Origin of the sequence: Qipengyuania profundimaris (assembly GCF_030717945.1) — a bacterium.
In the GTDB taxonomy this organism is placed as follows: Bacteria; Pseudomonadota; Alphaproteobacteria; order Sphingomonadales; family Sphingomonadaceae; genus Qipengyuania; species Qipengyuania profundimaris.
On sequence record NZ_JAVAIM010000001.1, the window covers coordinates 304,086 to 329,896 of the forward strand.

The following is a 25,811-nucleotide window of genomic DNA, read 5'->3' on the forward strand; positions in this document are numbered from 1 at the left end:
GTTCCAATTGCTCCGCTACCCCAGCTCCCGCCGCACTTCGCGCTGTCCGATATCCCGACGGCAGAAGCCGTCCGCGAATTCGATGGCGTCAACCGCCGCATAGGCGCATTTTTGTGCCTGAGTCGCGCTTGCACCACGCGCCGTCACATTGAGCACGCGGCCGCCGCTGCTGGTCAGCGTCTCGCCCTCCAGCCTGGTACCCGCGTGGAAAACCTTTGCGCCCTCCGCCTCGGACTCGCCAAGGTCGATCGTCCCGCCTGTCTTCGGCGTGCCCGGGTAACCTTGCGCCGCCATCACCACCGTCAGCGCAAAATCGTCCGACAACGCGGGCGTGGCCACCTCGCCCAGCGTGCCGCGCGCACAGGCTTGCATCAGTTCGACGAGGTCGCTCTCCAGCCGCATCATCAGCACCTGGCACTCGGGGTCGCCGAAGCGCGCATTGTATTCGATCAGCTGTGGCCCGTCCCTGGTCAGCATCAATCCGGCATATAGCACTCCCGAATAGGGCATGCCCTCGGCGGCCATGGTGCTCACGGTCGGCTCGACGATCTCGCGCATGACCTGCGCCTGCAATTCTGCGGTCAGCACCGGGGCGGGAGAATAGGCGCCCATGCCCCCGGTGTTGGGTCCGCGATCGCCTTCGCCCACGCGCTTGTGGTCCTGCGCGGTGCCGATGGGGACGATGGTCTCGCCGTCGGTCAGGGCGAAGAAACTCGCCTCCTCGCCAGTCAGGAACTGCTCGATCACGACCTCGCTGCCCGCACTGCCGAACTTGCCGTCGAACATCTCGTTCAGCGCTTCCTGCGCTTCTTCATAGGTCTCGGCGATCACCACGCCCTTGCCCGCGGCCAGCCCGTCGGCCTTGAGCACGAAGGGAGGCTTGAAGCGCTTGAGGGCGCCCCACGCCGCCTCCAGCGAGGTGCAGCGTTCGTAGCGCGCGGTGGGGATGTTCGCGCGCTGGCACAGCTCCTTGGTAAAACCCTTGCTGCCCTCGAGCTGCGCCGCCTGCTGCGAAGGGCCGAAAGTATCGATGCCTGCGGCGCGCAGCGAATCGGCGAGGCCATCCACCAAGGGCGCTTCCGGGCCGATCACGACCAGGCCGATGTCGTTCTCTCGCGCGAAAACGATGACTGCCTCGTGGTCGGTGGCATCCAGCGTGACGCAGCTCGCCTCCTGTGCGATGCCGGGATTGCCCGGCGCCGCCCACAGCTTGTCGCACAGCGGCGATTGCGCCAGTTTCCATGCCAGCGCATGTTCGCGCCCGCCCGACCCGAGCAACAGGATATTCATGGCTTCCGATTTCCCACCAGATACTGACGATGCGAACTTGGTAGCGAAGGGCCGCGCAGGCGACAACGCCGAGCCGCTGACGGTGAGCGAAATATCGAACGCGCTGAAGCGCACGGTGGAGGACCGGTTCGGTTTCGTGCGCCTGCGCGGCGAACTGTCGGGCGTGAAGCGCGCGGCGAGCGGGCATATGTATTGCACGCTGAAAGATGAGAAAGCCGTACTCGACGGGGTGATGTGGCGCGGCAATGCAGGCCGCTTGCCGTTCAATCCGGAAGACGGGCTGGAAGTCGTCGCGAGCGGCAAGCTGACGACCTATCCCGGGCGCTCCAAATACCAGATCGTGATCGAGCGGATGGAACTGGCGGGCGAGGGCGCGCTGCTGGCGCTGCTCGAGAAGACGCGGGCGCGGCTGCAGGCGGAGGGATTGTTCGACAGCGAGCGCAAGCAGGCGCTGCCGTTCTTGCCGCGCACGATCGGCGTCGTGACCTCGCCCACCGGCGCGGTGATCCGCGACATCCTCCACCGGCTGGCGGACCGCTTTCCCAGCCGCGTGATCGTCTGGCCGGTGCTGGTGCAGGGGCAGGGCGCGGCGGAGCAGGTGGCGGGCGCGGTGCGCGGCTTTTCGGCCATGCCGGAAGGTCATCCCAACCGTCCGGACCTCGTGATCGTCGCGCGCGGCGGCGGCTCGATCGAGGATCTGTGGAGCTTCAACGAAGAAGCGGTGGTCCGCGCCATCGCCGACTGCCCGATCCCCACGATCAGCGCGGTGGGTCACGAGACCGACACCACGCTGGCCGACTATGCCGCCGACCGCCGCGCGCCGACGCCGACTGCAGCTGCGGAAATGGCGGTGCCGGTGCGCGCCGAGCTTGCCGCGGTGCTGGCGGATTTCGAGGCGCGCAAGAAACGCGCGATCCTGCGGCCGGTCCAGCTTGGGCGCGAGCGGCTTGAAGCGCGCGTGCAGCGCTTGCCGAAACGCGAGGCATTGCTGCAACCGCAGGCACAAAAGCTCGACGATCTGGCTGCGCGATTGCAGCAGGGGCTGCGCGATCGCGCTGCTAAGGGGCGGGAGCAGCTGGGCGAATTGCGCCTGTCGCCCGCCTTGGTGGCAGGGCGGCTGCGCGAGGCGCGCGGGCGGCTCGACAGCGTCCGCCTCGCACCCGCGATGATCCAAAGGCCTCTGGCGGAGCGGCGCGAGCGCCTTGCGTCGCTGGCGCGGATGATGCGATCGCTGAATCCGGATGCGGTTTTGCAGCGCGGCTTCGTACGCGTGATCGGATCGCAGGGCACTGTGACCGACCGGGCGGAGGCGGCGAAGGAGGCGGCGCTCACGCTCAAATTCCGCGATGGCGAGCTGCAGGTAACGACCGGCAAGACACCGGTCGCGCCGAAACCTAAGCGAAAGCACCCTGCCAGCGGAACGCCGCCCAAACAGGATGATTTGTTCGGTTAAGGTGGACCTGCTAGGATTTGCACCATGCTGATGAACAAGAATTCCTCGCCCTCGAACGGCGAAGCCAAGCTGCAATACGGGCCGAGCGGGTTTCGCGTGCTGCGCCCCGGCCAGCACGTGATCTGCGCGATGAGCGGCGTGCCGATCCCGCTGGACGAGTTGCGCTACTGGTCGGTCGAGCACCAAGAGCCCTATGCAACTCCGCAACTTGCCACCGAGCGGCTGAAGCCGTGAAGTTTGCACGGGTCGCGCCGCTACTCCTGATTACCACCGCTTGTGTATCGCAGCCGGACCCGTCGGAAACCGTTCAGACCGCGGGGTCGACGGAGGTCGTCCAGCCTGTTCGCACGCCGTCTCCTACACCCAGTCCAACTCCATCCGACCCAGCCCGTCCGGCCACGTTCAGCTTCGATGGAGAGCTGACGCAAGGTGGCTGGATCCGCGGCACTGCACCGGGCGGCGCGGCGAAATTGCTGCTCGGCGAGGAAGAGGTGACATTCGATGAGGAAGGGCGTTTCTTCGCCGCTTTCGACCGCGACGCAGGTCGGTCTGCAGAACTCGTCGCGACACTGGCGGACGGCCGCACGATTCGCAGTCCCCTCGCCATCGCTCCGCGCGACTGGAATATTGAGCGCGTCAATGTCGCACGGCGAGCTGGCGGCGCTTCGGAAAGCTTCATGCAGCGCCGCCGCCCCGAACTCGCCGCGATCTGGGATGCGCGCCAGGAGCGCACTGGCGCCGAAGGCTGGCGGCAGGATTTTATCTGGCCGGTGACAGGGCGCATCTCGGGCCGCTTCGGCTCGCAACGCATCTATCGCGGCGAGCCGGGCAGCTACCACTCGGGCCTCGATATCGCGGGCGGCGCAGGCACCACCTATGTCGCCCCGGCCGACGGGATCGTGACGCTGGCCGAGCGCGATTTCAGCCTCGAGGGACAGCTGCTGATCATCGATCACGGGCAGGGCCTCAACAGCGCCTTCCTGCACTCTTCGGAGTTGTTCGTGCGCGACGGTCAGGCGGTGAAGCAGGGCCAGCCGCTCGGCCGCATCGGAGCCTCGGGCCGCGCCACCGGGCCGCATCTGCACTGGAGCATCAAGTGGAAGAATGCGCGGCTCGACCCGCTGCTCTTCCTCGGGCCGATGCCCTGAGCGAGTGACCGTCGGCATGCGGCCTGCGCGCCTCGTCCTTGCTTTGATAGTGGCGGTCGGCCTGCTGCCGCCGGTGTGGCTGCGCGACCCGCCTGCGACTGGGAAACCAAGCCGGATCGGAGAGATCATCGCGCTTGAGCATCGCGGTGCGCGCGCCGGTCCGTTCGTGCTGACCGGTGCCTGGCGGATCGACGGCGACCCGAAGATGTTCGGCGGTTTTTCGGCTCTGACGGCGCTGCCCGGCGATCGCCTGATCGCAGCTTCGGACGGCGGCAAGAAAATTGTCTTCACGAGACCCGATATGGAAGGGCCGCCGCCGGTCCTCAGCCCCTTCGGCCCGGAAACCGATGTCAACAAGATAGGCGCCGATCTCGAGTCGCTGACCCGCGATCCCGAGAGCGGGATGCTGTGGGCGGCCTACGAGTTTTCGCAAAGCATTCGCCGATTCACACCGGAACTGGTCGAGGACGGGGCGATCCGCCCTGCGGCGATGCGGGACTGGGGCGACAACAGCGGAGCGGAGGCCTTTGCGCGCCTGCCGGATGGCCGCTTCGTCGCCATCGAGGAAGGAGCGACGGAATTCGGCGGTTATTCTCACCGAGCGCTCGTATTTCCGAGCGATCCGGTAGCGGGCGAGCGCCCCGTCGCATTCCGGGTCGGTGTGCCCGGCGGCTATCGCCCGGTTGACCTGATCGCGGTCGACGAAGATCGCGCCCTTGTCCTCCTTCGGGAGCTTGAGTTCGGCTTTCCGCCCCGTTTCGCAACGGCGATCGGGGAGTTGGACACCCGGTCGATCGCGGAGGGCGTGCGGGTGGATGTCACCATCGTGGCGCGTCTCGGGGACGGATTTCCGGCCGACAATTACGAAGGAATGGCGCTGACCGACGATGGTGACGGGCGGCACCTGTGGCTGATTTCGGACGACAATCTGATGTCCTACCAGAGCACCTATCTGCTCAAGCTGCGCTGGAATGGCGAGCGCGCACGACAAAAGGCGCGCGAGTGACCCCGCGCGCCTTTTCGTATGCCTGTCAGGAGCAGCGCCAAAGCGCCCGCCCTTAAGCGGCTTCGGCGTTCGCCTTCTTCAGCTCGCGCTTCACCTTGAGCGCGTTGGCCGAAAGCTTTTCATCCTTGGTCTTCAGCAGCCAGTTGTCGAGGCCGCCATTGTGTTCGACCGAGCGCAGGCCCTGGGTCGAAACGCGGAACTTGAAGCTGCGATCGAGCTTCTCGCTCATCAGCGTGACGTTCTGCAGGTTCGGCAGGAAGACCTTCTTGGTCTTGTTGTTGGCGTGGCTCACATTGTGGCCGACCTGGCGACCCTTGCCGGTGAGTTCGCAAATGCGCGACATGATACGTCTCTCGTTCGATTCGAATGGTTGGGCGCGTTCCCTTGCCCGCGCGAGGCGGATGCGGGGTTCGTTTATCCCGGAAAGCGGCGCGCATAGCGGCGGGGGTGCGAATCGTCAAGCGCGTTGCGCCGCCCCTGCGCGGGGGCTAGCGAGGCGCTGGTATGCCCGCCTGGACCCTCCCGCAACCCATGCAACGCGCGCTCGAACTGGCCAAAGCCAGCGCGGCGGCAGGCGAGGTGCCGGTGGGGGCGGTTGTGACGCGCCATGGTGAGGTAATCGCAGAGGCGCACAATGCCCCCCGCGAGACGCACGACCCTACCGCCCACGCGGAAATCCTCGCCATCCGCCGCGCCGCAGAGGCACTGGGCGACGAACGCCTGACCGACTGCGAACTATGGGTCACGCTGGAACCCTGTGCCATGTGCGCCGGCGCCATCGTCCACGCGCGCATTGCCAAGCTGTATTATGCCGCAAGCGACCCCAAGGGCGGCGCAGTCGAGCACGGAGCGCGGGTTTTCGAACAGAAGCAATGTTTGCACCGGCCCGAGGTTTATTCCGGTATGGGAGAGGCGCGGGCGGCTGAAATGCTGCGGGAGTTTTTCAGGGAGCGTCGCTAGTTTGCAGCCGAGTCCCTCCGCAGAATCGCTCAGCCGTAGTTGGAGCCAAAAAACCTGATCAACTTTATTACGACCGGGCGGACAATACCGACGGCGGCGAGGGTGAAGGCGAGCGCGGTGATGACTATCTCACCAAGTGGTTCTTGGCCGATCGACGTCACGCAAACTATCAGAACGACTATTGAAAAAATCGCAGAAAAGACATTCACGGCTTTGACTATGTGTCGGAAATGCTCAGGCAGTTCGCTGTCCAGCTTCGTTCGACGCATCACAACCCCCGCCAGATCTTCGCCTGCGCCCCATCCCTCGCGCCGAACCTCGCCCGATCGCAGGCCTTCGGCATGAAGCGCGTGTCGTAGCAGAGGCGCAGTTCCTGCAGCCAGCCGCGGTCGTTCAGCTTTACGCCCACCGCCTCCCGCGTCCAGCCGGGGTTCGCGTCGACGAAGCGCGTGCGGATCGTCCCGGCGGTCAGATCGTCCTCGCGGCTGATGCGATCGTAGTCGGGCCAGCGCAGGCCGCTCCACAAGATACGCGTCACTTTGAAATAGGTCGCCGGGCGGCGCGTCATGCAGCTGCCGTGCTTGGCCCATTGCCGCGCGAGCAGGCTGGCGGAAGGCGAGAGGCACATGTTCGGGCGCAAATCGCGCGCGGTCAGCAGCCGCTGCGATCCGCACCATTGCGGCCATGTCCGTCCGCTCTCCGGCCACAATCCGTGCACCACCATGCCGAAGCGGCCCGCGCGGTGCGAGCATTGGCGGGCATGGCGCGCCTGCCCGTCGCGGCCCTTGCAGAACTCCGGGCTCCAGCTGGCCGCCAGCGTGTAGCCGGTCACCGGCAGTCTGCGCGGGGGCGCATCCGGCGTTATTTCGGGCACGCTAAGCTGGGCGGGGAGGCGGCACTGGTAGGATTGGGCAAGTGCCGGGCTGGCGATACTGCCCAGCCCCAGCGCAGCAATTGCAGCGCGGGCAAGGCTAGACCTGATCGGAAACCTGCCCATCATCCTTGCCGAACCATGCCCTAGCATCCGCCCTGAACAGGAAGGACACGGCGATGGCCGCGCTCGCCACGGCGGCGATGTCGGCGACGAGGCCGAGCCCCATTGCGGTGTTGGCGATCCGCTTGCCAACCGAATAGGCGGCATAGGCGATCAGGACGGCAAGCACCCAGCGGGCGGCGCCGAGGCGCGAGAGCACGATGGCGGCCCAGAAGATCAGCGCCAGCACGAGGAACATCGCCACCGAGGAGAACAGCAGGACTAAGCCCATGCCCCGCGAATTCGCGCCGGATTCGTCGATGACAGCGTCGGTATAGGTAGACATGTCCGACCACCCCAGCGCCGTCGACACGAGGCTGAGCGCGACCGCGAGGAAGTACCACCCCTCGAACCGGCTGATCGACCTTGGCTTCAATGTATTCTCTCCCCACCCGTCCCTTCGGGGAATGGCCGATTACTTGCTTAGCGTAAAGATGGCACAATACAGTGTCACACAAGCTGGAGGTGTCATTCGCTGGCGGCAGTGTCGCCTTCGAGCCAGGCGCGGGCATCCGCGCGGAACAGCAAGACGATGGCGACCACCTGCAGCAGCGTAACGACGAGGCCGAGCACTGCCGGCAAGCTGAATCCTTCACTGAAGCTGAAATTGCCGAAGAACAGGCCGATCGCAACCAGGGCGACCAGCAGCCACTTGGCGATGTTGCTGGCGCGGCGCGCAATGAAATACCACAGCACCAGCGGAATCAGCAGGCTGGCGAGCACCACTCCGAGGACGATCGGCCCACCGCCGATTTGCGCGAGTGCGGGGTCGGCCTCAACCTCTTCGACCAGCGTCGAATAGGCGAGCACGGCATTGATCAGGGCGAGCACTAGCGATGCCAGAAACAGGCGATCGAAAAGGACTATGGATTGGGGGCGCACCCGGTCTCTCCCGCATGATTTGCGTTATCGGACCGCAGATGCCGCGTAATCAGAGCGGCGTAAAGTCCAGTCCGATATCGGCGGCCGGCGCGCTTTGCGTGAGGCGCCCGACGGAGACGTAATCGACGCCCGTGGCTGCCTTCGCCTTGATGGTGTCGAGATTGATCCCGCCGCTCGCCTCGGTCGGCACCCGGCCCGCCACCAGCGCGACTGCTTCGCGCAACGCTGCTGGTTCCATATTGTCGAGCAGAAGGCGGGTCGCGCCAGCTCCGAGCGCAGGTTCGATCTGGTCGATCCGGTCGACTTCGCAGATGATGTCCTGCACGCCTGCTTCGACCGCGCGGCGCACGGCTTCGCCCACGCTGCCGGCGACGAGCACGTGATTGTCCTTGATCATCGCGGCATCCCACAGGCCCATGCGGTGATTAGCGCCGCCACCCATGCGCACGGCGTATTTCTCGAGATGTCGCAGGCCTGGGATGGTCTTGCGCGTGTCGAGCAGAGTGCAGTCGGGGTTGTCCATCGCGTCCACGTATTGGGCGACCATGGTCGCGATGCCGGAGAGGTGCTGCACGGTGTTGAGCGCAGCCCGCTCGGCGGTAAGCATGGCGCGGGCATTGCCTTCCAGTCGCATGAGATCGGTGCCTGCGGATACGCTAGCCCCTTCCTCGACGAGAATATCGATCCGCATGTCCGCATCGAGCGCGCGGAAGAACGCCTCGGCCACCGGTAGCCCCGCGACATGGATCGCATCGCGCGTGTCCATTACGCCCGCGAAGCGCGCGTCGGCGGCGATCACGCTTTCACTTGTAACGTCCACCCCGCCACCGGGCAGGCCCTCGCCCAAATCTTCGGCCAGCGTATCGCGGACGAATTGGTCGAGATCGAAGCCTGCGAGTCTAAACAAAAGAAATTCTCCGTTCGTGCTGAGCCTGTCGAAGCACCGTTCTTACTTCCGATGCTGGTCTCGAAAAGAAGGGCGGCCCTTCGACAAGCTCAGGGCAAACGGACTCATCCAAGGTTTTTAGTGGACGAACCTAGCGACTACATCCCTGTAGGAGCGGCTCACCTTCACCTCCGCGCCGGAATCCAGCACAAGGAAGCATTCGCCGTTGGTATGCGGCTTCACCTGGCGTACCTGGTCGAGATTCACGATGGTGGACCGGTGTACGCGCTGGAACTTGCGCGGGTCGAGGCGACGCTCGAGGTCCTTCATCGTTTCGCGCAGGATCAGCGAATTGTCGCCGGTGTAGATGCACATATAGTCGCCCGCGGCCTCGATATGCTCGATCGTGTCGGTTTCGACGCGGAAGATCTGGCCGCGATCCTTCACATTGATCAGCTTCTCGTACCGACCGGCGGCCTCGGCATCTTCGCCGGACGCCAGTTCCTCGGCCGCTTCGGGCGCAACTTCGGAGAGGACGTTCTTGAGCCGCTCGACATCGTCGGTGCTCTTCTTTTCGGCGAGGCGCTGGCGGACGCGCTCGATCGTATCGGCCAGCTTGTCTTCGTCCACCGGCTTCATCAGGTAATTGACCGCATTCGCCTCGAAGGCACGGATTGCGTGTTCCTGGAAGGCGGTGACGAAAACGAACAGCGGCGGGTCGATTTCCATGACGCCTTGGACGACGGAAAAACCGTCAAACCCGGGCATCTGGATGTCGAGGAAGACGAGGTCGGGTTTCTGCGTCTTGATCGCGCGGATCGCCTCGCGGCCGTTCTGGCAGGTTTCGATGATCTCGACGTCCTCGAACGCTTCGAGGCGCAGTTGGAGACCCTGGATGGCGAGCTTTTCGTCGTCGACGAGGATGGTGCGAATAGTCATGTCGTTTGCGGTGCTTTCCGGGGAGGTTGCAGCGGTTCAACGGGTGAGGGGCCCGCGGGTTTCTGGGATGCTGCGGTTTGGGGGGCGGATTGTGGCGCTGCGCTTAACGCGGCCGGCTCCTCGTCCGATTCTAGGGGCAGTTCGATGAGAACCGAAAAGCCCCCGCTTTCGGGTGAGCGGATTTCGAAGCGATGTTCTTCGCCATACGCCTGGGCGAGGCGATCGCGGATGTTGGTGAGGCCCACGCCGGTCGAATCGCGGCGCGCGCGGCTGGGGCGTACGGCGGGGAGCCCGTCCTCGACGTTCTGCGCATTCATGCCGGGACCGGTATCGGACACGGTCACGCGCAGGCGCGGGCCGACGACTTGCGCCATCACTGCGATCTCGGCCCCTTCCTCCTGCGGGCTGACGGCATATTTGATCGCGTTCTCGACCAGCGGCTGCAGCAGCATCGCAGGGAGCGTGGCCTTGGCGGCCTCCTCCTCGATGCGGAAATCGGTGCGGAGCCGCTCTTCGAAGCGCATGCGTTCGATATCGAGATAGAGCTTCAGCGTCTCCACCTCCTGCGCCACCGTTACCTTGCCGCCGGGCTGCGTGACCAGCGTGTGGCGCAGGAAGCTGGACAGGCGCGTGAGCATAGCATTGGCCGTCTCGGTCTGCTTCAGCAGCACCAGCGTGCTGATCGAATTCAGCGTGTTGAACAGGAAATGCGGATTGAGCTGGTAGCGCAGCATCGCGAGCTGCGCGCTCGTGGCCTGCGCTTCCAGCCGCTCCAGCCGGTCTGCCTGCTCCTCCACCTGGAGGAAGAAATTGATCGCGTAATAGAGCGCCGACCATGCGCCGAGCAGAGTGAGGTCGAAGAAAAAGATGCCGACGAAAAGGCTGGCGAAATTGCCCGTATTGGCGCCGCCTGCCACCTCCAGCACCCAGCTGTCGATGAAGGCATAGACGCCGGTCGCGCCGCCTAGCACGACAGCAGTCACGCCCCAGGTCACCAGTGGTTTCTGCTTGATGAGCTGGCTGTAGACGACAGCGAGGATCAGGCTGATCGAGAAGCCGGTGATCGTCGCGATCAGGATGATGACGAGCCGGTCGGCCGGCTGGCCATTGGCGAGCGCGGACATCGCGCGCAGCATCGTTGCCCCGCCCCAGCCAGCCAACTGGAGGTTCCAGAACGCCTGGTTCTTGTTGGCGAAGAACGGCGTCGGACGGATGGGCAACACGGCCATTGCCCTGCTCCCTAGCCCAATTGCGACGAACTGCGCCAGCCGCTACACTGCTTGCAACAGGCAAAGCGAGAGAGGCATGCGATGGGTATTCAGGAAAACATAGGCCATTCGGTTGCGGAACGCGCGAAATTCCGCGAGATGAAGGAAGGCACCAAGGAAGATTGGGCTCTGATCGCCGGCGAATACCGTGCCTTTGCCAAGGGCTTGCCCGATCGCGTGCTCGACCATCTGAAGCTGCTCGACGGCGATTTCGGCGGTTTCCCGGTCTGCCGGCTGGAGCATTCGCTGCAAACCGCGACTCGCGCGCATCGCGACGGGCGCGGTGAGCAATATGTCGTGATGGCGCTGCTGCACGATATCGGGGACACGCTGGGTAGCTACAACCATCCCGAGGTCGCGGCCTCGATCATCAAGCCCTTCGTGACCGAGGAAATCCACTGGATCTGCCAGAACCACGGCGCCTTCCAGGGCTATTACTATTTCCATTTCCTCGGAATGGACCAGAACGCGCGCGACCAGTTCAAGGATAACCCGCATTACGAGGCATGCCGCCAATTCTGCGAGAAATACGATCAGGCGGCGTTCGACCCGGATTACGACAGCGAACCGCTGGAATTCTTCGAACCGATGGTGCGCCGGGTGATGGAGCGCCCGCTTGTCTCCGCCTATGCCAAGGCGCTCGACGAGTAGTTTCTAGGCCTCGCTGTCGAGCGCGTCCTGCAGGCGCGCGGCGGGGACCAGCCCTTCGATCGCCTCGTCGCCTGCGATCCAGCTCGGCGTGCCGCTGAAGCCGAGCGTGCGGGCCAGGCCCATATTGCGTGCGAGTTCGGCAGTCGCCTCTTCCGATGCTGCAAAGCGCTGTGCCGCTTCCATGTCGAGCTGCGCGATTCGCGCGGCCTGCGCGATCGTCGTCTCGCTCGGCGGGCCGAGTTCGAACATGGCGTGGTAGAACGCGGGATACTTGCCCTGCCGCGCCGCGGCGAGAGCCATGCGCGCCGCCTGCTCGCTTCCATCGAAGATAGGCCATTCGCGCACCACGATCTTGAGATCGGGATCGGCAGCGATCATTGCGTCGATCTGCGCGATGGATTGGCGGCAATAGGTGCAGCCGTAATCGGTGAACTTGACCAGCACTTTGGACCCGTCCGGATTGCCTAGGACCGCGCCAGGGAAGGCCTCCCGCACGCTATCGTCCACTTGTGCCAGCCGATCACTCGCCTGCCCGCGCTGATAGGCTTCCGCCATCTCGGGCAATATGTCGGGATTGGACACGAGGTATTCGCGCGTCTGCCCGTTGCCGAGCCCGCTTGCCGACCAGATGGCGGCGCCCAGGAAGCCGAAGACGAGCGCCAGCAGCGCAGTGACGAGGTTGCGTTTCATGTCACTGGCGACCCTAACGCCGTCCGCCGCAATTGCGACCCTTTTCCATTTCGCATTGTCGTTCCAGCAAGGCGCGGGCCTGCATGCCGATATCCTGTGCGCGCAGCCAGTCGGGCGAACCGTGGGGCAGCGCCGCCTCGGCAAATTGCGCGCTGCGCATGGCGAGGCCGTATTGCCCGCTCATCACCTGTTGTTCCGCACTGGCGAGGCGGGCGCGCGGCATATCTCCGCGTTCGGCATAGACCACGCCCAGCTGGTACCACGCGAAGGGATTGTAACGATCGCGGCCAACGGCAGCGCGCAACACTTTCTCGGCCTCTTCGTAATTAACCCGGTCCTCGGTCGCGATCAGCGCGTGGCCCAGCATGCTGGCGATCAGCGGCTGCGAATTGGTGAGAGTTGTCGCGCGGCGAAGCGGATCGAGCGCTTCGGTAGGCCTCCCCGATTCGAGCAGCACCTGACCCTTCAGCTCGAGGAAATACGGATCTTCCGGGTCCTTCGCCAGCAGCGCATCCGCGGTTTCCAGTGCGCGATCGACACGCGCGTTCTTGTGGTAGGCATAGGCACGGGCGTAGAGCGCGGGGATCGTGTTCGTCGTTTCAGGATAATCGCGCAGCGTCTCGTTCGGCTTGGCGATGTAGCCGGTGAGCTTGGCCTTCACCCGCTCGAACCTGGCCTGTTGCGCGGCATTGCGCGGCGCATCCCAGGCCGGGTCTTTTTCGTAGACCTCGGTCAACGTGCGGATGCGATCGCCGGAGAGCGGGTGGGTGCGGTAGAAGCCCGCTTCGTCGGACTGGCTGTAGCCGTAACGAAACTCACGATTCAGAAGCTTGCCGAAAAAGGTCAGCGAACCGCGACCCGAAATGCCCGCTTCGGAGAGGTATTCGGCTCCCGCAAGGTCGGCGGAGGCTTCCTGCGTCCGCGTGAAGGCGAGGAACTTGCCCATTGCCGCCTGCTGGCCGAGCGCCATGATCCCCGCCGCAGCTTCACCCGCGCCCGCCAATGCTGCACCGATGCCGGCCAGCACGGAGAGCAACGAAATCTTCGAGGCCGTGCCGATACCTTCGCTGTAGCGAATGATGTGCCCGCCGGTAATGTGGCCGAGTTCGTGCGCAATGACACCCTGGACTTCTTCGGCGCTGTCGGCGGCTTCGATCAGCCCGCTATGGATATAGACTGCCTGCCCGCCCGCAACGAAGGCGTTGATGGAGGAATCATTGACCAGAATGATGTCGACATTCGCCGGCTCCAGCCCGGCGGCTTCGATCAGCGGTTCGGAAATCTCGTCGAGGAACTTCTCGGTTTCCGCATCCCGCAGAATGCTTTGCGCGGCGACCGGCTGCGCTGCCAGCATGGCGGCGGCGAGAATGGCGAGCAAGCGGGCGAGAAAGCGCATACTGCTGTGCTAAGGCTTCGCGGCCTGAACCGGAACTGAAACGTCGGTCGCCCGGCGCAGGAATTTCGTCACACGATCGAACACCTGAGGGTCGCGCCGCCATGGGTTGGTGAGAGCGAGCAGAGGCGCGTTGTGCGAGGCATCGGGTAGGTACAGCGTGTCGACTTGAGAACCCGCCTCTCTCAAGCCACGCGCCAGAGCCTGCGAATTCCGGATTTTCACGACCGTGTCGGCTTCGCCATGGACCAGCAGCATGGGAGGCGCGGCGGCGAGGGGTTGATTGACCGGCTGGCTTTCCGGTCCGGCACCAACACTTTCGAAGGCGGCCTTGCTGCGATCGGTGTCGAATGGGTGGAAATCGTAGGGCCCGGACAGGCCCACCACGCCCCTGATCGCCCCACCCGACACTCCGGCATTGTCGAGCCATCGCCCGTCCAGCGCGACCTGCACCGCATTGTATGCGCCGGCGGAATGCCCCGACAGAACGATGCGGTCGGGATCGCCGCCATGCTTCGCGATGTTGTCGCGCGTCCATGCGACGACCGAAGCGGTATCCTGCAGCATCGCGGGATAACGCCCCGCCTCGTTCATGCGATAGCCGCCAAGAACCACGACATAGCCCTCAGGCGCTATATTGCGCGCGATGAAGCCGTAATCGTCGGGGTCGCCATGCGCCCATGCGCCGCCGTGATAGAAAATGAATACCGGAAGCGGTCCGGACGCCGTTTCGTCGCGATAGACGCGCAGCTTCTGCTCGGGATTGTCGCCATAGCGCGCAGTTTCGACCAGTTCGACATCGTTCGATGGGCCGGCGATCCGGTCGACCGTGTCGAGGACGGCAGGCCCGTTCGCTCGCACCGCCAGCCACAGGCCGATCCCCAGCAGCACGAATATGCCGACCAGCACTGCGAGTATCTTCAACATGCGTTTCACTTCGCTTTCGGGTCCGTTTCCTCGATCGTATCGACGATCGCGCGCGTTTCCTGGTCGCCGAGCAGGCCGATCGAGGCGAGAAATTCGTGCCCTGTCTCATAACTGTCGCCCAGCCACAGCGGGATGTTTGCCGCTTCGATCGCGGCCTTGGCGGCGGTTTCTTCGGGGCTCATCGCTTCGCCGACCTTCCGAATGAAGATGGCCCGGATGCGGCCGGGATTATCGACTGCGATGGCGCCGAATGCAGTCAGATCGCCCTGGCTGTCGTCGCCGATCATGGCGAATTTCAGATCGGGATAGGTCGCCAGGATGCCATCGATGGCGGCGCGTTTGTGCGCTCCGTGGCTGCCCGATCCGAAGGTGTCGCGATTGAGACCCCAGTCGCGTAGCATGATCGGGCCCAGCGGCAGCCCGCGGCTTCGGATATAGGTAACGAGATAGCTGAAGAGGTTCCACGGGCTCGAGGAAACGTAGAAGAACGGCCGGTCGCTTGCTCTGAGATGCTCGCCCGCGTGACCCTGCCCTTCGGACAGGGGCTCACCGCTACCGAGTGCGTTGTAGAAAATATCCGCACCCGGCACGAGAATGCGCTCTTCCGGCATTTGCAGCAACACGCGCCGCCAGTTGCGCAGCACCGCGCGAAAATCGCCGGTGATGCCGGTTTCGATGATCGTGTCGTCGATGTCGGAGATGACGCCGAGGCCGGTGGTCCGGCCGGGAGCCAGGACATGCCCGTCCACGCAATGCTCGCCCTCGCCATTGCTCCAGTGGAAAACGACCGTTTCCCATTCCGGCGTTTCGGCCAGCGGCCAGTCGCCGTCGAGCGGAATGTCGAAGCGCACGAAGCCTTCCTTGTCGGTCAGGCCCTGATGCCGCCTGCTTTCGCCGGAAGGACTGACGATCTCCAGCTGAACCGGCAGTTCGGGCACCTCGTGGCTGGCGAATTGCGCCAGCATGGTTTTCGCGGCGCGCCATTTGCTGCGCTTCTCGAAGGCGCCCACACGCGAGCGCAGGGCGCGGCCCGTGATGAACAGGCGGGTCTCGTTGCGATAGCCGAAATAGGGCTGGATACGAACCGGGGCAGTCGGAAGGAATGGCATCGCCGCCGGGGCTAGCGAAGCGCAGGCCCCCTAAGCAACCGTAAACATGGAACGCGTGAGCGGCATCAGCCGAGCAGCTTGCGCGCCGCGCGTTCGAGTGCGGGCACGTCTTCCGGCAGTTCGCCCAGCACCACCAGCTCGCCCGTAGGTGTCCGGCGGACCATGACCAGCGCGAATTCCGGACCGTGCTCGTCGAGATCGGCCAGCGCCAGTTCGTCGAGCTTGCGCAGCTTGCGCGCGAGCGCGGGCTTGACCGCCTTATGGTCATCGACCTGCTTGCCCTGCTCTTCCTTGCGCGCCCGGCGTTCGGCCTGGACCACGCCCTTGAGCCCCCCTTCGGCTTCATGGAGGAAGCCTGCCAGCGCGCCGCGCTCGACGTTCAGGCGATGGGCGTGGGACAGAACGGCGGCATATTCGGTGAGGCGCGTCTTGTCGTAATCCGCGCCGAACACCAGCTTGACCACCGGCGTCATCGGCGCGCGGTCCTGAACGGTCAGCCCGTTGTCAGACAGCAGTTCTTCGAAGCCGTCGGGATCGTCCTGCGATTCGAGACTGAAATCGTATGCCAGTGCGACCGCCGCATAGAGGGCCTTGCGGCTGCGATCCTCGGTGTTCTGTGCAGCCTGCGCCTGCTCGCGCGCGGCGGCGAGGCAATCGTAGAGGCCTTCCGGCGCATCTTCGGGATCGACGACGACGGCAGGCTGGTAGTCCGGTTCGCTTGGGTCCGAGTCGGATTCGGGTTCCGCCTCGACCGCCGTTTCCTGTTCGGGTTCCAGCACGATTTCGGCGACCGGTTCGGGCTCTGTTGTTTCTTCGGGCGCGAGTTCCGGTTCGAGGTCTTCGATCGCCTCGTCTGTGCCATCCCAATCCGCCCACTCGGAGGCTGCGTCCGCCTCGGCTTCGTCCTCCACCGGTGGCGTGTAGGCCTCGGGCATCGCAAAAGCCGCTTCGGGCTCTTCGCCTTCATAGGCTTGCGGTACGGCAGGCGAGGCTTCGCTGGCCGAGAGATCGACGGCCTTCTTCCTCCGCTCCCCGCGGCTGACGAGCGACATCAGGCTGCTCGAGGCTTCCTCGTCGTCGAGCGGATCGACCAGGTCGTCCACATCGTCGGCTTCGGGATCTTCGTCCCAATCGGGCAGGCCGTAGTCGGCCGCCGTCTTTATGCTGTTGTCGAAATCGTCGAACCCGCCGTCATCATCGACATAGTCGGTGTCGTCCTGGCCGGGGTGCGCGCCGATCGGATTGCCGAGCGCGTCGATCCGGCTCGAGCCGATGTCCTGATCGTTAGGGGTGCTTGCTCCGAAGGCGGGCAGCGGCAGGGCGTCTTCGCTTCCTTCCACGACCATCTCCGCGCTGCCGAGGTCGAGAATGTCGTCGCTGACGTCCTCGCCCTCAACAGCTTCTTCAGCAACTTCGGCGGCTGTCAGCATCTCGGCGGTTTCGAGCATGTCTGGCTCCGCGGCGCTGGCCGCTTCTTCCTCGTGCTCGCCCAGCGACTGGCCGATTTCAAGCAGCAGCTCGTCTGCAGTCGATTGGTCGGCCATCTCTTTCCAGTTGATGACGCCGTAGATGAAGTCGATCGTCTCGTTGTCGCTCGAATAGGGCAGCAGGATCCCGCGATAGAGCACGGTCGATCCGCGATCGTTGACGAATTCCGCCTCGAAGCCGATCGGTGCCTGGTTGGCGAGGATCTGCATGTAATGGTCGGTGATGCGGCTGAGAACGGAGCGGCTCGGCACGTCCGACAGGCGGATAATCAGCTCGTCATGGCCGCATTCCTCGGCCAGGTCCGCGCCGACATATTGCACGGCCGGGTCCTCGATTCCGTCGCTGAAGTCAAGCAGCACGGAATAGGGGCCGAAGTCGTCGAGCCGGTCGGGCTCCAGATCCTCGATGTCGGGATAGTTGCGATCGCCGAGCAGGCTGGCCCAGTGGTTGTAGGCGCGCACCTGCATGCGCCGCTCGTCCTGGCCGACGGGAGACGGCGGGGGCTGGATATCGGCATCGTCCTCGTCGACGTAATCGTCGACCGGATCGTCCGGTTCATGCGCGCCGAAATAGCCGCCTAGCCTGTCCATGGATTCCTACGCCCCCGAAGAGTTGTGCTCGTTCACAGGGAGGTATGGGGGTGCGTGGTAAACATATGGTTAAATACGTTTGCCAACCTTTGCCGCGCGAGCGGCATCGCACCGCTAAAGCATGTAGCGCATGCGGATCGTCAGTTTCTCGTTCGCGGCACCGACCGGGAAGACCGCATCCTCGAAGCTAGGCGGGCCCATACGGACCTGGGCATCGCGCGAGAATCCGAAGCCCTCTTTCGGCATCATGCCCAGCGCGCGGTCGGCCTTTCCGTTGCCGTTCTCGTCATGCAGTAGCGCGATGGCATAGCGGCCCGGTTTCACGTCGGAGAAGGTGAAGGTGACGGTCCCCTCGCGCGCATCCGCCGTGGTGGCGTAAGCACCCGGAACGCCGCGGCATTTGGGGAACTTGGTCTCGTCTTTCGTCATGCAGGCGCGCACCACGCCTTCGGCATTGCGCAGGTCGGTCACGGTCACCGTGACCTTGGCCTGTTCGATGTGCGGCGACGTGCCGGCCAGCGCCAGGCCGAAGGGCAGCGCCAGCAGGGCGACGGCTCTGGTTTTGTGTTCCCGCTTCATATGCGTTCGCTCAGGCCGCGGTCGGTTCCGCACAGCCGGTCCCAGAAGCGAAAGTAGAGGCCGTAATTGCATTTGTATTCTTCGTGGTGACGCTGGTGATGGCTGGCGGTTATCAGCCACCCGCCTAACCGCGAATGAACCAGCCGACGGGGGAACATCTCCCAACCCATGTGATTGGTGACGCCCATCACCGTCATCACGAGCAGGACGACACCCAGCATGGCGACATGGATCGGGATCACGAAGACCAGCAGTGGGATGACGATCGCCCCGGTCAGCGCTTCCCACGGGTGAAAGCTCATCGCCGCCCAGGCCGTAGGCGGGCGGCTGGCATGGTGGACGGCATGGGCGATGCGGAACAGGCGCGGCTCGTGCATCCAGCGGTGGGTCCAGTAAAACCAGGTGTCGTGCGCGAACAGGTAGAGCAGCGGAGCGAGGGCGAGATGCCATAGCGGGTAGTCGTTCCAGCCGGTATAGATCTGCGTCCAGCCACGTTCCTGCCAGCCCCAGGCGACCACGCCTGCCGGAATCCCGTAGATCGCCGCCGAGGCTAGCGACCAGCCGATCTCTCGCCTAATCTGCGGGCCGAGCTTGGCATGATAGCCCGGTTTTACACGCCCGGTGATCGCCGCAAACAGCCCGCTCGTGGCGGCATAGCGCGCAGCGACGATCAGCGTCATCGAAACGGCGGAAAGGATGATGGCGGTCCACATGGCTTGATCGGACCATGCCCTAACCCGAAGCCGGTTAACAGGTCCTGTGTCAGTCCCCGCCGCCCCAGGGCGCGCAGTGTGGATCATAGGCAACGGTCGTGCGCCGCATGGCGGCACGCGCCAGCCGCTCGACCTCGACCTTGCGCCGCGCCGCGGCGAGCGGACGGAGCGGCGCGGGGCGCAGAATCTCGCCGTCGTAGCCATCGGCCACGATGATGCCGCAGCAGTCCGGCTGGTAGTCCAGACCTTCCAGCGGTGCGCGATCGAGCCCCGGCGGCACGCCCCAGTAAAATCGGTCGCAATGGTCGAGATAGTCGGGCCATTTGCCGTCGCCAAGCAAATCGCCGCGCTGGACCTTGATCTCGACGATGATCACCTGCCCCTTGGGATCGATGCCCATGAGGTCCGCCCGCCGCCCGTTGCGCAGCGGCATCTCGGGAATGCACCAGATGTCGTTGCGCGCGAAAAGCCGCGCGATCCCGCGCGCCACGCTGGCAGCCGTATCTGTTTGGGCGAGAGCCGGTTCGGTCATCGCCCCCAATTGGAACAGAGCGCGAACGCAGTCAAGCGTCGCGACCGTTAATTCAATTTGCAGAGACTATTCGACCGGGACCAAGCCCAGAATGGCCGTGCGAGCCATATGGAATTCGCGCCACAATGTCAGCGCGGCGGCAGTCGTATCTTGCCCGCCGGCCGTCAGCGACAGCAGCGCGCGCAGGCCCGGCTGCATGACGGCCGCCAGATCGTCGATTCCGCGGGCGACCATCTCATAATGCCATCCGCCCCTCGCAGCGGCGCGAAGCGGGAGCGAGGCGATGTCTTCGGTCAGGGTCTCGCGCCCCAGCTGCGCCAGCTTTCCGACCGCTGCGGCTGCTTCGTGCACCGCCTCCCAACGGGCAGCAAGCGCCTCTATCTCGGGCACGGCGCGCGGGCCCGGATCGGCCGGCGGCAGCATGGTGGCTTCACTCAGGTCGAATTCGTGGGAGATCGCGCTCATTCGGCAAGAATTACGCCCCGCTCCTTGCCAAATGGCTAACGCGGCGCGCCGATCCGCGAGAATGCGATTAGCACTGGCGAGCCCCTGCCCGCTTTGCTAAGCGGCCCGCTCGCCTAAGGGCTTACCGGCCCCGCAAGCACCCGTAGCTCAGCTGGATAGAGCGCTGCCCTCCGAAGGCAGAGGCCACAGGTTCGAATCCTGTCGGGTGCGCCACACATCTCCACATAACCTGTTGGAAGTTAAGAACTTTCTTGGCAATTCTCCGAGTTAGTTCCCACACCCGCTCCCTCGGCAGTTGGTGTCTGCTAGCCCTCGCTGGTCCAAGGCGCGATTCAACTTGGTGGCTCACAATCCGAATCTTGAAGAAAATGTCCTATAATAAAAGAAGCGCGGACAGCCGTTCTCGCAATCGGAGGTGAATATGACAAAGCTGGTGACGATCCGCCAACGATGCGGTGGCCGCCTGACGCCCCTTCCGTCGGAATACGAGGCGAGCCGGGCAGATCGCATCAAGGCTGTGTGCGACAATCTTCAGATCATGCGGGAGGAACTCGGCCAAATTCCGGCTCTCTATCCCCAATCCGAGTCCGAAGTGCCAAGTTGGATTGACGAGCAGGATAGTACTCTAAACCGTCTCTCGAAAGCCATGAACGCGATCGCGAAGTTACCCGAGGGTACCCTACTTCCCTCTCCCTTCGAGTGACACCTCTTACCGAGCTGTTTTGTCCCACGTGACCGTGAGCAGCCCGGTAGCTAGGTCATACGAGGGCGCCAACCTACCCAATCAATCGTTTCCAGCAAGAATAAGCTCGGCAAGCGAGTCCAGCTCACGTTTGGTTGTCTGCCATCCGGGTAATTGGGCATCAAGCAGGTCGAAAAAACGACGGCTGTGGTTGTGTTCAACCATATGACATAGCTCATGCACCATAACGTATTCGATGCAATGACGAGGAGCTCGAACCAACGCAGGGTTGAGGTAGATCACCCCATTGGGCGAGCAACTCCCCCACTGTGTTTTCATGCGCATAAGTTTGAGAGGTGGGCGCCGGTCAAGCCAGCTCACGCGCTCCGTAACCTCCGAAAATCTTGTGTTTAGGTATTCGGCGGCCCGTACGCTGTACCAAGAGTTCAATCTTCGTTTGATGGCGGCGCGATCCGCCACAGGCACGGTTATCTCAAGCTTGCCCCGCAACAATTTGACTTCGGAAGGCTTGGTGCTGCTTTCATAGACCAGGAGCTTGTACCGCCGGCCAAGATAGAAGTGAGTTTCCCCGCTCACATATTCACGAGGCGTCGCCAACTGTCGCGCGGAGATGGCCGCGTTTCGATGCTGAAATATCCACCTGGCACGGCGCTGAGCGGCCGCCCTGATCTCATTCGATTGCTTGTTTGCAGGAGCTTCAATTTCGACATCCCCGTTGGGATAAACGTGGATGCGGATACGTCCCGTGACAGCGGCGGTTTGTCGAACGAGGCACGAGACCTCTTGATCGCCATATCGGACAATCATGTCTTTGCGCCACTTCCGCGAGCAAGGCCAATGCGGGTTATCTCGACTACCTTCTCGGTAACAACCTTTGCCTTGTCCAAGCCGATCAGGCCAAATAGGCGCGGCAACAAAGCTTTTCGGATAGCCGCTTCAATGTTTGCCGGGTTCAGCGAGTTCTCTGCAATGGCACTCTCGACGGATTTTTCCATATCCAGCGCTGCTCGAATGAACTCATCCTGATCATTTCCGTTCGCGATCGCATTGCCAATCTCCAACCGGAAAATCCCGAAATAGGCGCTCGCATGGCGGTGACCTTCGAGGCGTTTGGGCAGGTCATCAATCTTCTTGGCGGCGAGTTTCTCCTCCAAATCCTTGAACAGGATGTATTGCTTGTAAGGGTGGTCGAAAAGCGCAGATGCTTCCGCAATGGCCCGCTTGAGCAGATCGGAAAAGAACAGCTGCGCATAGGGATCGTCGGCCAGTTCCTGCTTGATCGTCTTGCGGACTCTGGAGCGGATGATGTCAGTTTCGTTGCGTGTTTTCTCAGGGGACCAGGTTTGGGCGGCCTGCTGATTTCCAAGCTCGTTGACGATCAGAACGCCGTCCACGTTCTCCACGTCCTCGCCCACGACGTAGCGATCGACCAGTCTCCTGATCTGATCCTCGTAGGCGCTGTAATCGACGGTTTCCTGTGCGTCCTGCTTCACGATCTTGCGCAGGTTAGTGAAGAACTTGAGGTCTCGTTTGTATTCCGCAATCTGTCCTTCGGTGATTGATGTGTCTTCGAAGAACGAACGCGATCCCAGAGCGATCTTCAGACACATGCCGTAGGCTGTCAGGGCCTCGTAGAAATCCTCCCTGAGCTTCTGGTTTAGGTCGATCGGCGTCCCATCCTCACTTTCGCGAGTCTGCGGAACCAGCAGCTGCCGGTACTGCTCGATATCGGCCTTGTTCTTGACCGGCGTGAAGATTGCCCAGAGGTCGGCGTGGAGGCTGGGCAATCGCTTATACTCGGTGCTGACATCGGCATAGAGTTCTTCAATGTCGTCGAGATCGAAGCCGCCCTGCGTCCGTTCGGCGAGGTCCTGATATTCGGTGAGCGCGGTATCCAGCGCCTTCAGAATGCCCCGATAGTCGATGAGCAAACCATACTTCTTCTGCTCATGCAGCCGGTTCACGCGAGCAATTGCCTGGATCAGATTGTGCTGTTCGAGCTTCTTGTCGATGTAGAGGACACCGTTGCGCGGCTCATCAAATCCGGTGAGCAACTTGTCGACCACAATCAGAATGTCAGGTCGACCCTCAGTCGAGAAATCCTCGATCACCTGGCGCTCGTAATCTTCGGCGTCGCCTTTGACGTTTTCCTTCCACCATTGCAGCACCTCTGGCAGCTCCGCCTCATCCACTTCCGAATGCCCTTCACGGGTATCTGGGGCCGAAATGACGATGGCGCTGCTGACCAGTCCGGTTGCATCCAGGGCCTTCTTGTAGCGGATGGCTGAGCGCTTGGAATCGGTAGCCAGCTGCCCCTTGAGGCCGAGATCAAGATCCTTGAAGTTCTCCTTGAAGTGGGTCGCGATATCGAGTGCAATCAGATTGATTCGGTCGCCAGAGCCATAGACCGCGCCCTTGGTGCCGAACTTCTTCTTTAGATCGCCCCTTTGCTCATCGGAAAGGCCAGCGGTGACTTTTTCGAACCAGTTGTCGATCGCGCGCTCGTTCACGTCGAGGATCGGCTTGCGTTCCTCGTAGAGCAACGGCGTCACCGTGCCGTCCGAAACGGCGTCCTTCATCGTGTAGGCGTGAACGATCCGACCAAACTTGATGGCCGTCTTGTCGTCTTTCAGCAATGGAGTGCCGGTGAACGCGACATAGGCGGCATTCGGCAGCGCCTTGCGCATTCGCTCGTGGTTTTCGCCGCCCTGGCTGCGGTGGCCTTCATCGACCAGCACGATCATGTCCGCGCTGTCGTTACGGCATTCAGCATGACGCGCTGCGCTGCCGAACTTGTTGATGATCGTGAAGATGATCCGCTCGGTGCCCTTGCCGATGCGCTTGGCAAGATCGCGGCCCGATTGCGCCTTGGCCTTTCCTGCATCCTTGGAGCCGATGTCCGAGCCGAAAGCGCCGCCGGTCAGGAAGTTGCCTGCCAGTTGTTTCTCCAGGTCGCGCCGGTCGGTCACGACGACCAGGCGGCAGGCCTTCAGCTTCTCATGCAGCAGCAGCGCCTTGCACAGCATCACCATCGTGAAGCTCTTGCCCGAACCGGTGGTGTGCCAGATCACCCCGCCTTCGCGCGCGCCATCGGGCTTGATCCGGCTGATCTGGTCGAGCAGCGCGCGGATGCCAAAGAATTGCTGATGGCGCGCGACGATCTTGTCCACCTTGCGGTCAAACAGGACGTAGGAGCGGATGAATTCCAACAGGCGCTCGGGCGTGCACAGGCCGATCAGCAGGCGGTCCTGCGCGGTCACCGCTTGCTCGTCGCTCCACAGGTGCTGGAAGTGGTCGCGCACCTCGCGCACATGGTTCTTCAGGATCGCCGCCCGCGGATCAATTTCCTTTGCGGCGTTCTTGATCTGGCGGAAGTGGTCTTCGGAAAACTCCTCCTCGCGCCATTGCGCCCAGAACTTGCGGGGGGTCTTGGTGGTGCCATAGCGGCCATCGGTCATGCCGATGGACAGCAGCAGATGGGCATAGGCGAACAGGTGTGGAATTTCCTCCTGCCCCTGATTGCGGATCGTCTGGCTGACCCCTTCGTCCACCATCGACTTGTTGGGATTGCCACTGTCAGGCCGCTTGGCTTCGATCACCAGCAGCGGAATTCCGTTGACGAAGCCGACGATATCGGGCCGCCGGGTATGGGTGCCCGGCACAGCGAGCACTTCCATTTCTTCGCTTGCGACAAAGCTGTTCGCCAGCGGATGCGCCCAGTCAATGATGGCCACGGTGACGCTGTGCTTCTTGCCCTCGACGAACTCGGTGACGGTGATGCCCAGCGTGATGGCATTGTAGAGCTTCTCGTTGGCGGTGATCAGCCCTTCGTTGAGCGCGGGCGAAGTCAGCTCGCGGACGATCTGGTCGATCGCGTTGGTCGAGAGCGGATAGGTCCGCCCCTTGTAGTCGAACGTCCGCCGCCGTAGCTGCTCGACCAGCACATCGCGCAACACCACTCCTTGATTGCCGCCGCGGGCAATGAGGCAATCCTCTGGCGGGAGATAATCCCAGCCTAGCGAAACCAGCGTTGCGAGGGCCGGAATATGGGAACTGTAGAGCTCGGCAGTGTTGGGGGTTATAGTCATTTTGTGCCCCCCCAAAGTTTGTAGTCCTTCCAATCGGCCGGGAAGCCCATGGCCGTTTCGCGTCCTGCAGCCAGTGTTCCCATGTGGGTAATCAGGCGCTGGCCCCAAGAGTTTGTGGGATCGCACTGGTCGAGCAGGTACTTGAGAAAGGCGAGCGTGTTGTAGAGCTTGTCGTTCGCCGTCCGGTTCAGCGCATTCGCTAGTTCGGATGGATTGCTCTTCGGCAGTTTGAGTGTTGCTTTCAGCTTCCGATTCCACAGCCGGCTATGATGCGCGCAGATGTTGCGAACGGTCGATATGTGCTGGACCATTGGCACGAAGATTTTTTCATCAAGCGTAAAAGGCGCTGAAACCGCCTGACGGTCGGCCCTATCTTTTAGCAACGCGTACCAGCGCGACAGCAAACCGAAGGACATAAGTTCGGATGCCATCCAGACGGGTGGCTGAGGCGGTCCAGCGTATTTGAACCAGTAGTGCTTGATAAACGTGTCTTTTGAGCGGCTGACTTCGCGATTGAGCGCGCCGACGTTCTCACTGTATTTTTGCGGTTCGGTATATAGCTGCCAATCAAGGTAACCGTGCCCACTACCTTTGTGAGCGAGCACATACGCCCAACTCCCCCGAAACGCGACCTCGATACGTTCAACCGCATCGAGTACAAGCAACCGCAAGGTTCGGTCGAACTCATAAAGTGCCAGAACCTCTTCGAAGGTTGTACCGGGCTTGAAGCGTGGACCTGCGTGGCCTTTGGGATGTTCGAAAAAAAGCCAGTATGCACTCAGGCGGTAATAGCTGATATGCTGGAGGCAGTGCTGCGCTAGCGCCTGATCGGCAATCGCCATGCCTTCGCCTTGCAGCCTGGCAATCTGCTGGGGGATGGTCAGCGCTGGCTTGGTGTAGGGGGCCTTGTTGGCGGGGACAGGCGGCAAGCTCATGACCGCACCGCCTCGCAAGGATTTTGGGCAAAAAAAGTCCCGCCAGGTGCGCATCGTTGAGAGGCGTGGCGGGCTCTGTTGAT

At 63.0% G+C, this 25,811-nt stretch carries 26 protein-coding genes, 1 tRNA gene and 1 pseudogene; 8 read left to right on the forward strand and 20 right to left on the reverse strand.

Translation table 11 applies throughout. The features are described 5' to 3' along the window. Positions 1-15: 15 nt before the first annotated feature. A complete protein-coding gene (purD, locus tag Q9K02_RS01550; protein ID WP_305931290.1) occupies positions 16-1,290 on the reverse strand; it encodes a phosphoribosylamine--glycine ligase in 1,275 nt (424 codons plus the stop codon). Between purD and xseA the strand changes: the two genes are divergently transcribed. The 4 genes from xseA to Q9K02_RS01570 are packed head-to-tail and all read left to right on the forward strand — an operon-like array spanning position 1,289 to position 4,897. Beyond that, on the forward strand, positions 1,289-2,743 hold the full coding sequence (gene xseA / locus Q9K02_RS01555) for an exodeoxyribonuclease VII large subunit (RefSeq protein WP_305931291.1): 1,455 nt from the start codon (positions 1,289-1,291) through the stop codon (positions 2,741-2,743). The genes purD and xseA overlap by 2 nt on opposite strands. Positions 2,744-2,773: 30 nt before the next feature. Then, positions 2,774-2,977 carry a DUF2093 domain-containing protein gene (locus tag Q9K02_RS01560; protein ID WP_422785400.1) on the forward strand — a complete coding sequence of 68 codons (204 nt, stop codon included), beginning with the start codon at positions 2,774-2,776 and terminating at the stop codon, positions 2,975-2,977. Further along, on the forward strand, positions 2,974-3,891 hold the full coding sequence (locus tag Q9K02_RS01565; protein WP_305931293.1) for a M23 family metallopeptidase: 918 nt from the start codon (positions 2,974-2,976) through the stop codon (positions 3,889-3,891). The genes Q9K02_RS01560 and Q9K02_RS01565 overlap by 4 nt, the downstream gene beginning before the upstream one ends. A 4-nt stretch (positions 3,892-3,895) precedes the next feature. Further along, positions 3,896-4,897: an esterase-like activity of phytase family protein gene (locus Q9K02_RS01570; RefSeq protein WP_305931294.1), complete on the forward strand. Its 1,002-nt coding sequence runs from the start codon at positions 3,896-3,898 to the stop codon at positions 4,895-4,897. Between the two features lie 52 nt (positions 4,898-4,949). Here Q9K02_RS01570 and rpmB read toward each other — a convergent pair whose 3' ends face one another. Continuing rightward, positions 4,950-5,240: a 50S ribosomal protein L28 gene (gene rpmB, locus Q9K02_RS01575; RefSeq protein ID WP_278329355.1), complete on the reverse strand. Its 291-nt coding sequence runs from the start codon at positions 5,238-5,240 to the stop codon at positions 4,950-4,952. Positions 5,241-5,401: 161 nt separating this feature from the next. Between rpmB and Q9K02_RS01580 the strand changes: the two genes are divergently transcribed. After that, positions 5,402-5,857 (forward strand): nucleoside deaminase, encoded by a 456-nt coding sequence (locus Q9K02_RS01580; RefSeq protein WP_305931295.1) that lies wholly within the window; start codon positions 5,402-5,404, stop codon positions 5,855-5,857. A gap of 268 nt (positions 5,858-6,125) precedes the next feature. On the opposite strand, the gene Q9K02_RS01585 is transcribed toward Q9K02_RS01580, so the two are convergent. The 6 genes from Q9K02_RS01585 to Q9K02_RS01610 all read right to left on the reverse strand — a co-directional run bounded on the left by Q9K02_RS01585 (position 6,126) and on the right by Q9K02_RS01610 (position 10,826). Then, a complete protein-coding gene (locus Q9K02_RS01585) occupies positions 6,126-6,857 on the reverse strand; it encodes a ribonuclease T2 family protein (RefSeq protein WP_305931296.1) in 732 nt (243 codons plus the stop codon). Continuing rightward, entirely contained in the window at positions 6,829-7,266 is a 438-nt protein-coding gene (locus Q9K02_RS01590) for a hypothetical protein (RefSeq protein ID WP_305931297.1), read from the reverse strand. The genes Q9K02_RS01585 and Q9K02_RS01590 overlap by 29 nt, the downstream gene beginning before the upstream one ends. 92 nt (positions 7,267-7,358) lie before the next feature. Continuing rightward, the gene (locus tag Q9K02_RS01595) at positions 7,359-7,772 is read right to left on the reverse strand and encodes a hypothetical protein (protein WP_305931298.1); all 414 of its coding nucleotides are present in this window, start codon (positions 7,770-7,772) and stop codon (positions 7,359-7,361) included. Positions 7,773-7,821: 49 nt separating this feature from the next. Then, entirely contained in the window at positions 7,822-8,679 is an 858-nt protein-coding gene (gene nadC / locus Q9K02_RS01600) for a carboxylating nicotinate-nucleotide diphosphorylase (protein WP_305931299.1), read from the reverse strand. Between the two features lie 117 nt (positions 8,680-8,796). Next, positions 8,797-9,597 (reverse strand): LytR/AlgR family response regulator transcription factor, encoded by an 801-nt coding sequence (locus Q9K02_RS01605; RefSeq protein WP_305931300.1) that lies wholly within the window; start codon positions 9,595-9,597, stop codon positions 8,797-8,799. After that, positions 9,594-10,826, reverse strand: coding sequence for a sensor histidine kinase (locus tag Q9K02_RS01610; protein ID WP_305931301.1), 1,233 nt, complete (start codon positions 10,824-10,826; stop codon positions 9,594-9,596). The genes Q9K02_RS01605 and Q9K02_RS01610 overlap by 4 nt, the downstream gene beginning before the upstream one ends. Before the next feature lie 81 nt (positions 10,827-10,907). On the opposite strand from Q9K02_RS01610, the gene Q9K02_RS01615 reads away from it, so the two are divergent. Further along, the gene (locus Q9K02_RS01615) at positions 10,908-11,516 is read left to right on the forward strand and encodes an HD domain-containing protein (RefSeq protein WP_305931302.1); all 609 of its coding nucleotides are present in this window, start codon (positions 10,908-10,910) and stop codon (positions 11,514-11,516) included. Positions 11,517-11,519: 3 nt separating this feature from the next. Here Q9K02_RS01615 and Q9K02_RS01620 read toward each other — a convergent pair whose 3' ends face one another. From Q9K02_RS01620 to Q9K02_RS01660, 9 genes and pseudogenes are all read right to left on the reverse strand, one after another. Continuing rightward, entirely contained in the window at positions 11,520-12,206 is a 687-nt protein-coding gene (locus tag Q9K02_RS01620) for a DsbA family protein (RefSeq protein ID WP_305931303.1), read from the reverse strand. A 13-nt stretch (positions 12,207-12,219) separates the two neighbouring features. Beyond that, on the reverse strand, positions 12,220-13,602 hold the full coding sequence (locus Q9K02_RS01625; protein WP_305931304.1) for a M48 family metalloprotease: 1,383 nt from the start codon (positions 13,600-13,602) through the stop codon (positions 12,220-12,222). A gap of 9 nt (positions 13,603-13,611) precedes the next feature. Beyond that, positions 13,612-14,526, reverse strand: coding sequence for an alpha/beta hydrolase (locus Q9K02_RS01630; RefSeq protein ID WP_305931305.1), 915 nt, complete (start codon positions 14,524-14,526; stop codon positions 13,612-13,614). A gap of 5 nt (positions 14,527-14,531) precedes the next feature. Next, positions 14,532-15,635 carry an App1 family protein gene (locus Q9K02_RS01635; protein ID WP_305931306.1) on the reverse strand — a complete coding sequence of 368 codons (1,104 nt, stop codon included), beginning with the start codon at positions 15,633-15,635 and terminating at the stop codon, positions 14,532-14,534. 1,490 nt (positions 15,636-17,125) lie between these two features. Next, a pseudogene (locus Q9K02_RS14575) lies at positions 17,126-17,713 on the reverse strand (PAS domain-containing protein); the annotation flags it as partial. 114 nt (positions 17,714-17,827) lie between these two features. Next, entirely contained in the window at positions 17,828-18,292 is a 465-nt protein-coding gene (locus Q9K02_RS01645) for a DUF2141 domain-containing protein (protein ID WP_305931307.1), read from the reverse strand. Beyond that, on the reverse strand, positions 18,289-19,005 hold the full coding sequence (locus tag Q9K02_RS01650) for a sterol desaturase family protein (RefSeq protein WP_305931308.1): 717 nt from the start codon (positions 19,003-19,005) through the stop codon (positions 18,289-18,291). The genes Q9K02_RS01645 and Q9K02_RS01650 overlap by 4 nt, the downstream gene beginning before the upstream one ends. Before the next feature lie 49 nt (positions 19,006-19,054). Continuing rightward, a complete protein-coding gene (locus tag Q9K02_RS01655; RefSeq protein ID WP_305931309.1) occupies positions 19,055-19,537 on the reverse strand; it encodes an MmcB family DNA repair protein in 483 nt (160 codons plus the stop codon). 66 nt (positions 19,538-19,603) lie between these two features. Beyond that, positions 19,604-20,002, reverse strand: coding sequence for a hypothetical protein (locus Q9K02_RS01660; RefSeq protein ID WP_305931310.1), 399 nt, complete (start codon positions 20,000-20,002; stop codon positions 19,604-19,606). 136 nt (positions 20,003-20,138) lie between these two features. Between Q9K02_RS01660 and Q9K02_RS01665 the strand changes: the two genes are divergently transcribed. Beyond that, a tRNA-Arg gene (locus Q9K02_RS01665) sits at positions 20,139-20,215 on the forward strand. Positions 20,216-20,423: 208 nt separating this feature from the next. Then, positions 20,424-20,705, forward strand: a complete 282-nt coding sequence (locus Q9K02_RS01670) for a hypothetical protein (RefSeq protein WP_305931311.1) — start codon at positions 20,424-20,426, stop codon at positions 20,703-20,705. 81 nt (positions 20,706-20,786) lie between these two features. Here the strand turns inward: Q9K02_RS01670 and Q9K02_RS01675 are convergent, their stop codons facing one another. The 3 genes from Q9K02_RS01675 to Q9K02_RS01685 are packed head-to-tail and all read right to left on the reverse strand — an operon-like array spanning position 20,787 to position 25,728. Next, positions 20,787-21,512, reverse strand: coding sequence for a M48 family metallopeptidase (locus Q9K02_RS01675; protein WP_305931312.1), 726 nt, complete (start codon positions 21,510-21,512; stop codon positions 20,787-20,789). Then, entirely contained in the window at positions 21,509-24,793 is a 3,285-nt protein-coding gene (locus Q9K02_RS01680; RefSeq protein ID WP_305933424.1) for a type I restriction endonuclease subunit R, read from the reverse strand. Before Q9K02_RS01680 ends, Q9K02_RS01675 begins: the two co-directional genes overlap by 4 nt. Continuing rightward, positions 24,790-25,728: an Abi family protein gene (locus Q9K02_RS01685; protein WP_305931313.1), complete on the reverse strand. Its 939-nt coding sequence runs from the start codon at positions 25,726-25,728 to the stop codon at positions 24,790-24,792. Before Q9K02_RS01685 ends, Q9K02_RS01680 begins: the two co-directional genes overlap by 4 nt. Positions 25,729-25,811 lie beyond the last annotated feature (83 nt).

Coding starts and splice junctions, on each gene's coding strand:
- Q9K02_RS01685 (WP_305931313.1), bottom strand. CDS start 25,728: ATGAGCTTGCCGCCTGTCCCCGCCAACAAGGCCCCCTACACCAAGCCA.
- Q9K02_RS01610 (WP_305931301.1), bottom strand. CDS start 10,826: ATGGCCGTGTTGCCCATCCGTCCGACGCCGTTCTTCGCCAACAAGAAC.
- Q9K02_RS01650 (WP_305931308.1), bottom strand. CDS start 19,005: ATGTGGACCGCCATCATCCTTTCCGCCGTTTCGATGACGCTGATCGTC.
- Q9K02_RS01670 (WP_305931311.1), top strand. CDS start 20,424: ATGACAAAGCTGGTGACGATCCGCCAACGATGCGGTGGCCGCCTGACG.
- xseA (WP_305931291.1), top strand. CDS start 1,289: ATGGCTTCCGATTTCCCACCAGATACTGACGATGCGAACTTGGTAGCG.
- Q9K02_RS01680 (WP_305933424.1), bottom strand. CDS start 24,793: ATGACTATAACCCCCAACACTGCCGAGCTCTACAGTTCCCATATTCCG.
- Q9K02_RS01635 (WP_305931306.1), bottom strand. CDS start 15,635: ATGCCATTCCTTCCGACTGCCCCGGTTCGTATCCAGCCCTATTTCGGC.
- rpmB (WP_278329355.1), bottom strand. CDS start 5,240: ATGTCGCGCATTTGCGAACTCACCGGCAAGGGTCGCCAGGTCGGCCAC.
- Q9K02_RS01675 (WP_305931312.1), bottom strand. CDS start 21,512: ATGATTGTCCGATATGGCGATCAAGAGGTCTCGTGCCTCGTTCGACAA.
- Q9K02_RS01585 (WP_305931296.1), bottom strand. CDS start 6,857: ATGATGGGCAGGTTTCCGATCAGGTCTAGCCTTGCCCGCGCTGCAATT.
- Q9K02_RS01625 (WP_305931304.1), bottom strand. CDS start 13,602: ATGCGCTTTCTCGCCCGCTTGCTCGCCATTCTCGCCGCCGCCATGCTG.
- Q9K02_RS01645 (WP_305931307.1), bottom strand. CDS start 18,292: ATGAAGCGGGAACACAAAACCAGAGCCGTCGCCCTGCTGGCGCTGCCC.
- purD (WP_305931290.1), bottom strand. CDS start 1,290: ATGAATATCCTGTTGCTCGGGTCGGGCGGGCGCGAACATGCGCTGGCA.
- Q9K02_RS01630 (WP_305931305.1), bottom strand. CDS start 14,526: ATGTTGAAGATACTCGCAGTGCTGGTCGGCATATTCGTGCTGCTGGGG.
- Q9K02_RS01620 (WP_305931303.1), bottom strand. CDS start 12,206: ATGAAACGCAACCTCGTCACTGCGCTGCTGGCGCTCGTCTTCGGCTTC.
- Q9K02_RS01660 (WP_305931310.1), bottom strand. CDS start 20,002: ATGAGCGCGATCTCCCACGAATTCGACCTGAGTGAAGCCACCATGCTG.
- Q9K02_RS01560 (WP_422785400.1), top strand. CDS start 2,774: ATGAACAAGAATTCCTCGCCCTCGAACGGCGAAGCCAAGCTGCAATAC.
- Q9K02_RS01605 (WP_305931300.1), bottom strand. CDS start 9,597: ATGACTATTCGCACCATCCTCGTCGACGACGAAAAGCTCGCCATCCAG.
- Q9K02_RS01655 (WP_305931309.1), bottom strand. CDS start 19,537: ATGACCGAACCGGCTCTCGCCCAAACAGATACGGCTGCCAGCGTGGCG.
- Q9K02_RS01580 (WP_305931295.1), top strand. CDS start 5,402: ATGCCCGCCTGGACCCTCCCGCAACCCATGCAACGCGCGCTCGAACTG.
- Q9K02_RS01615 (WP_305931302.1), top strand. CDS start 10,908: ATGGGTATTCAGGAAAACATAGGCCATTCGGTTGCGGAACGCGCGAAA.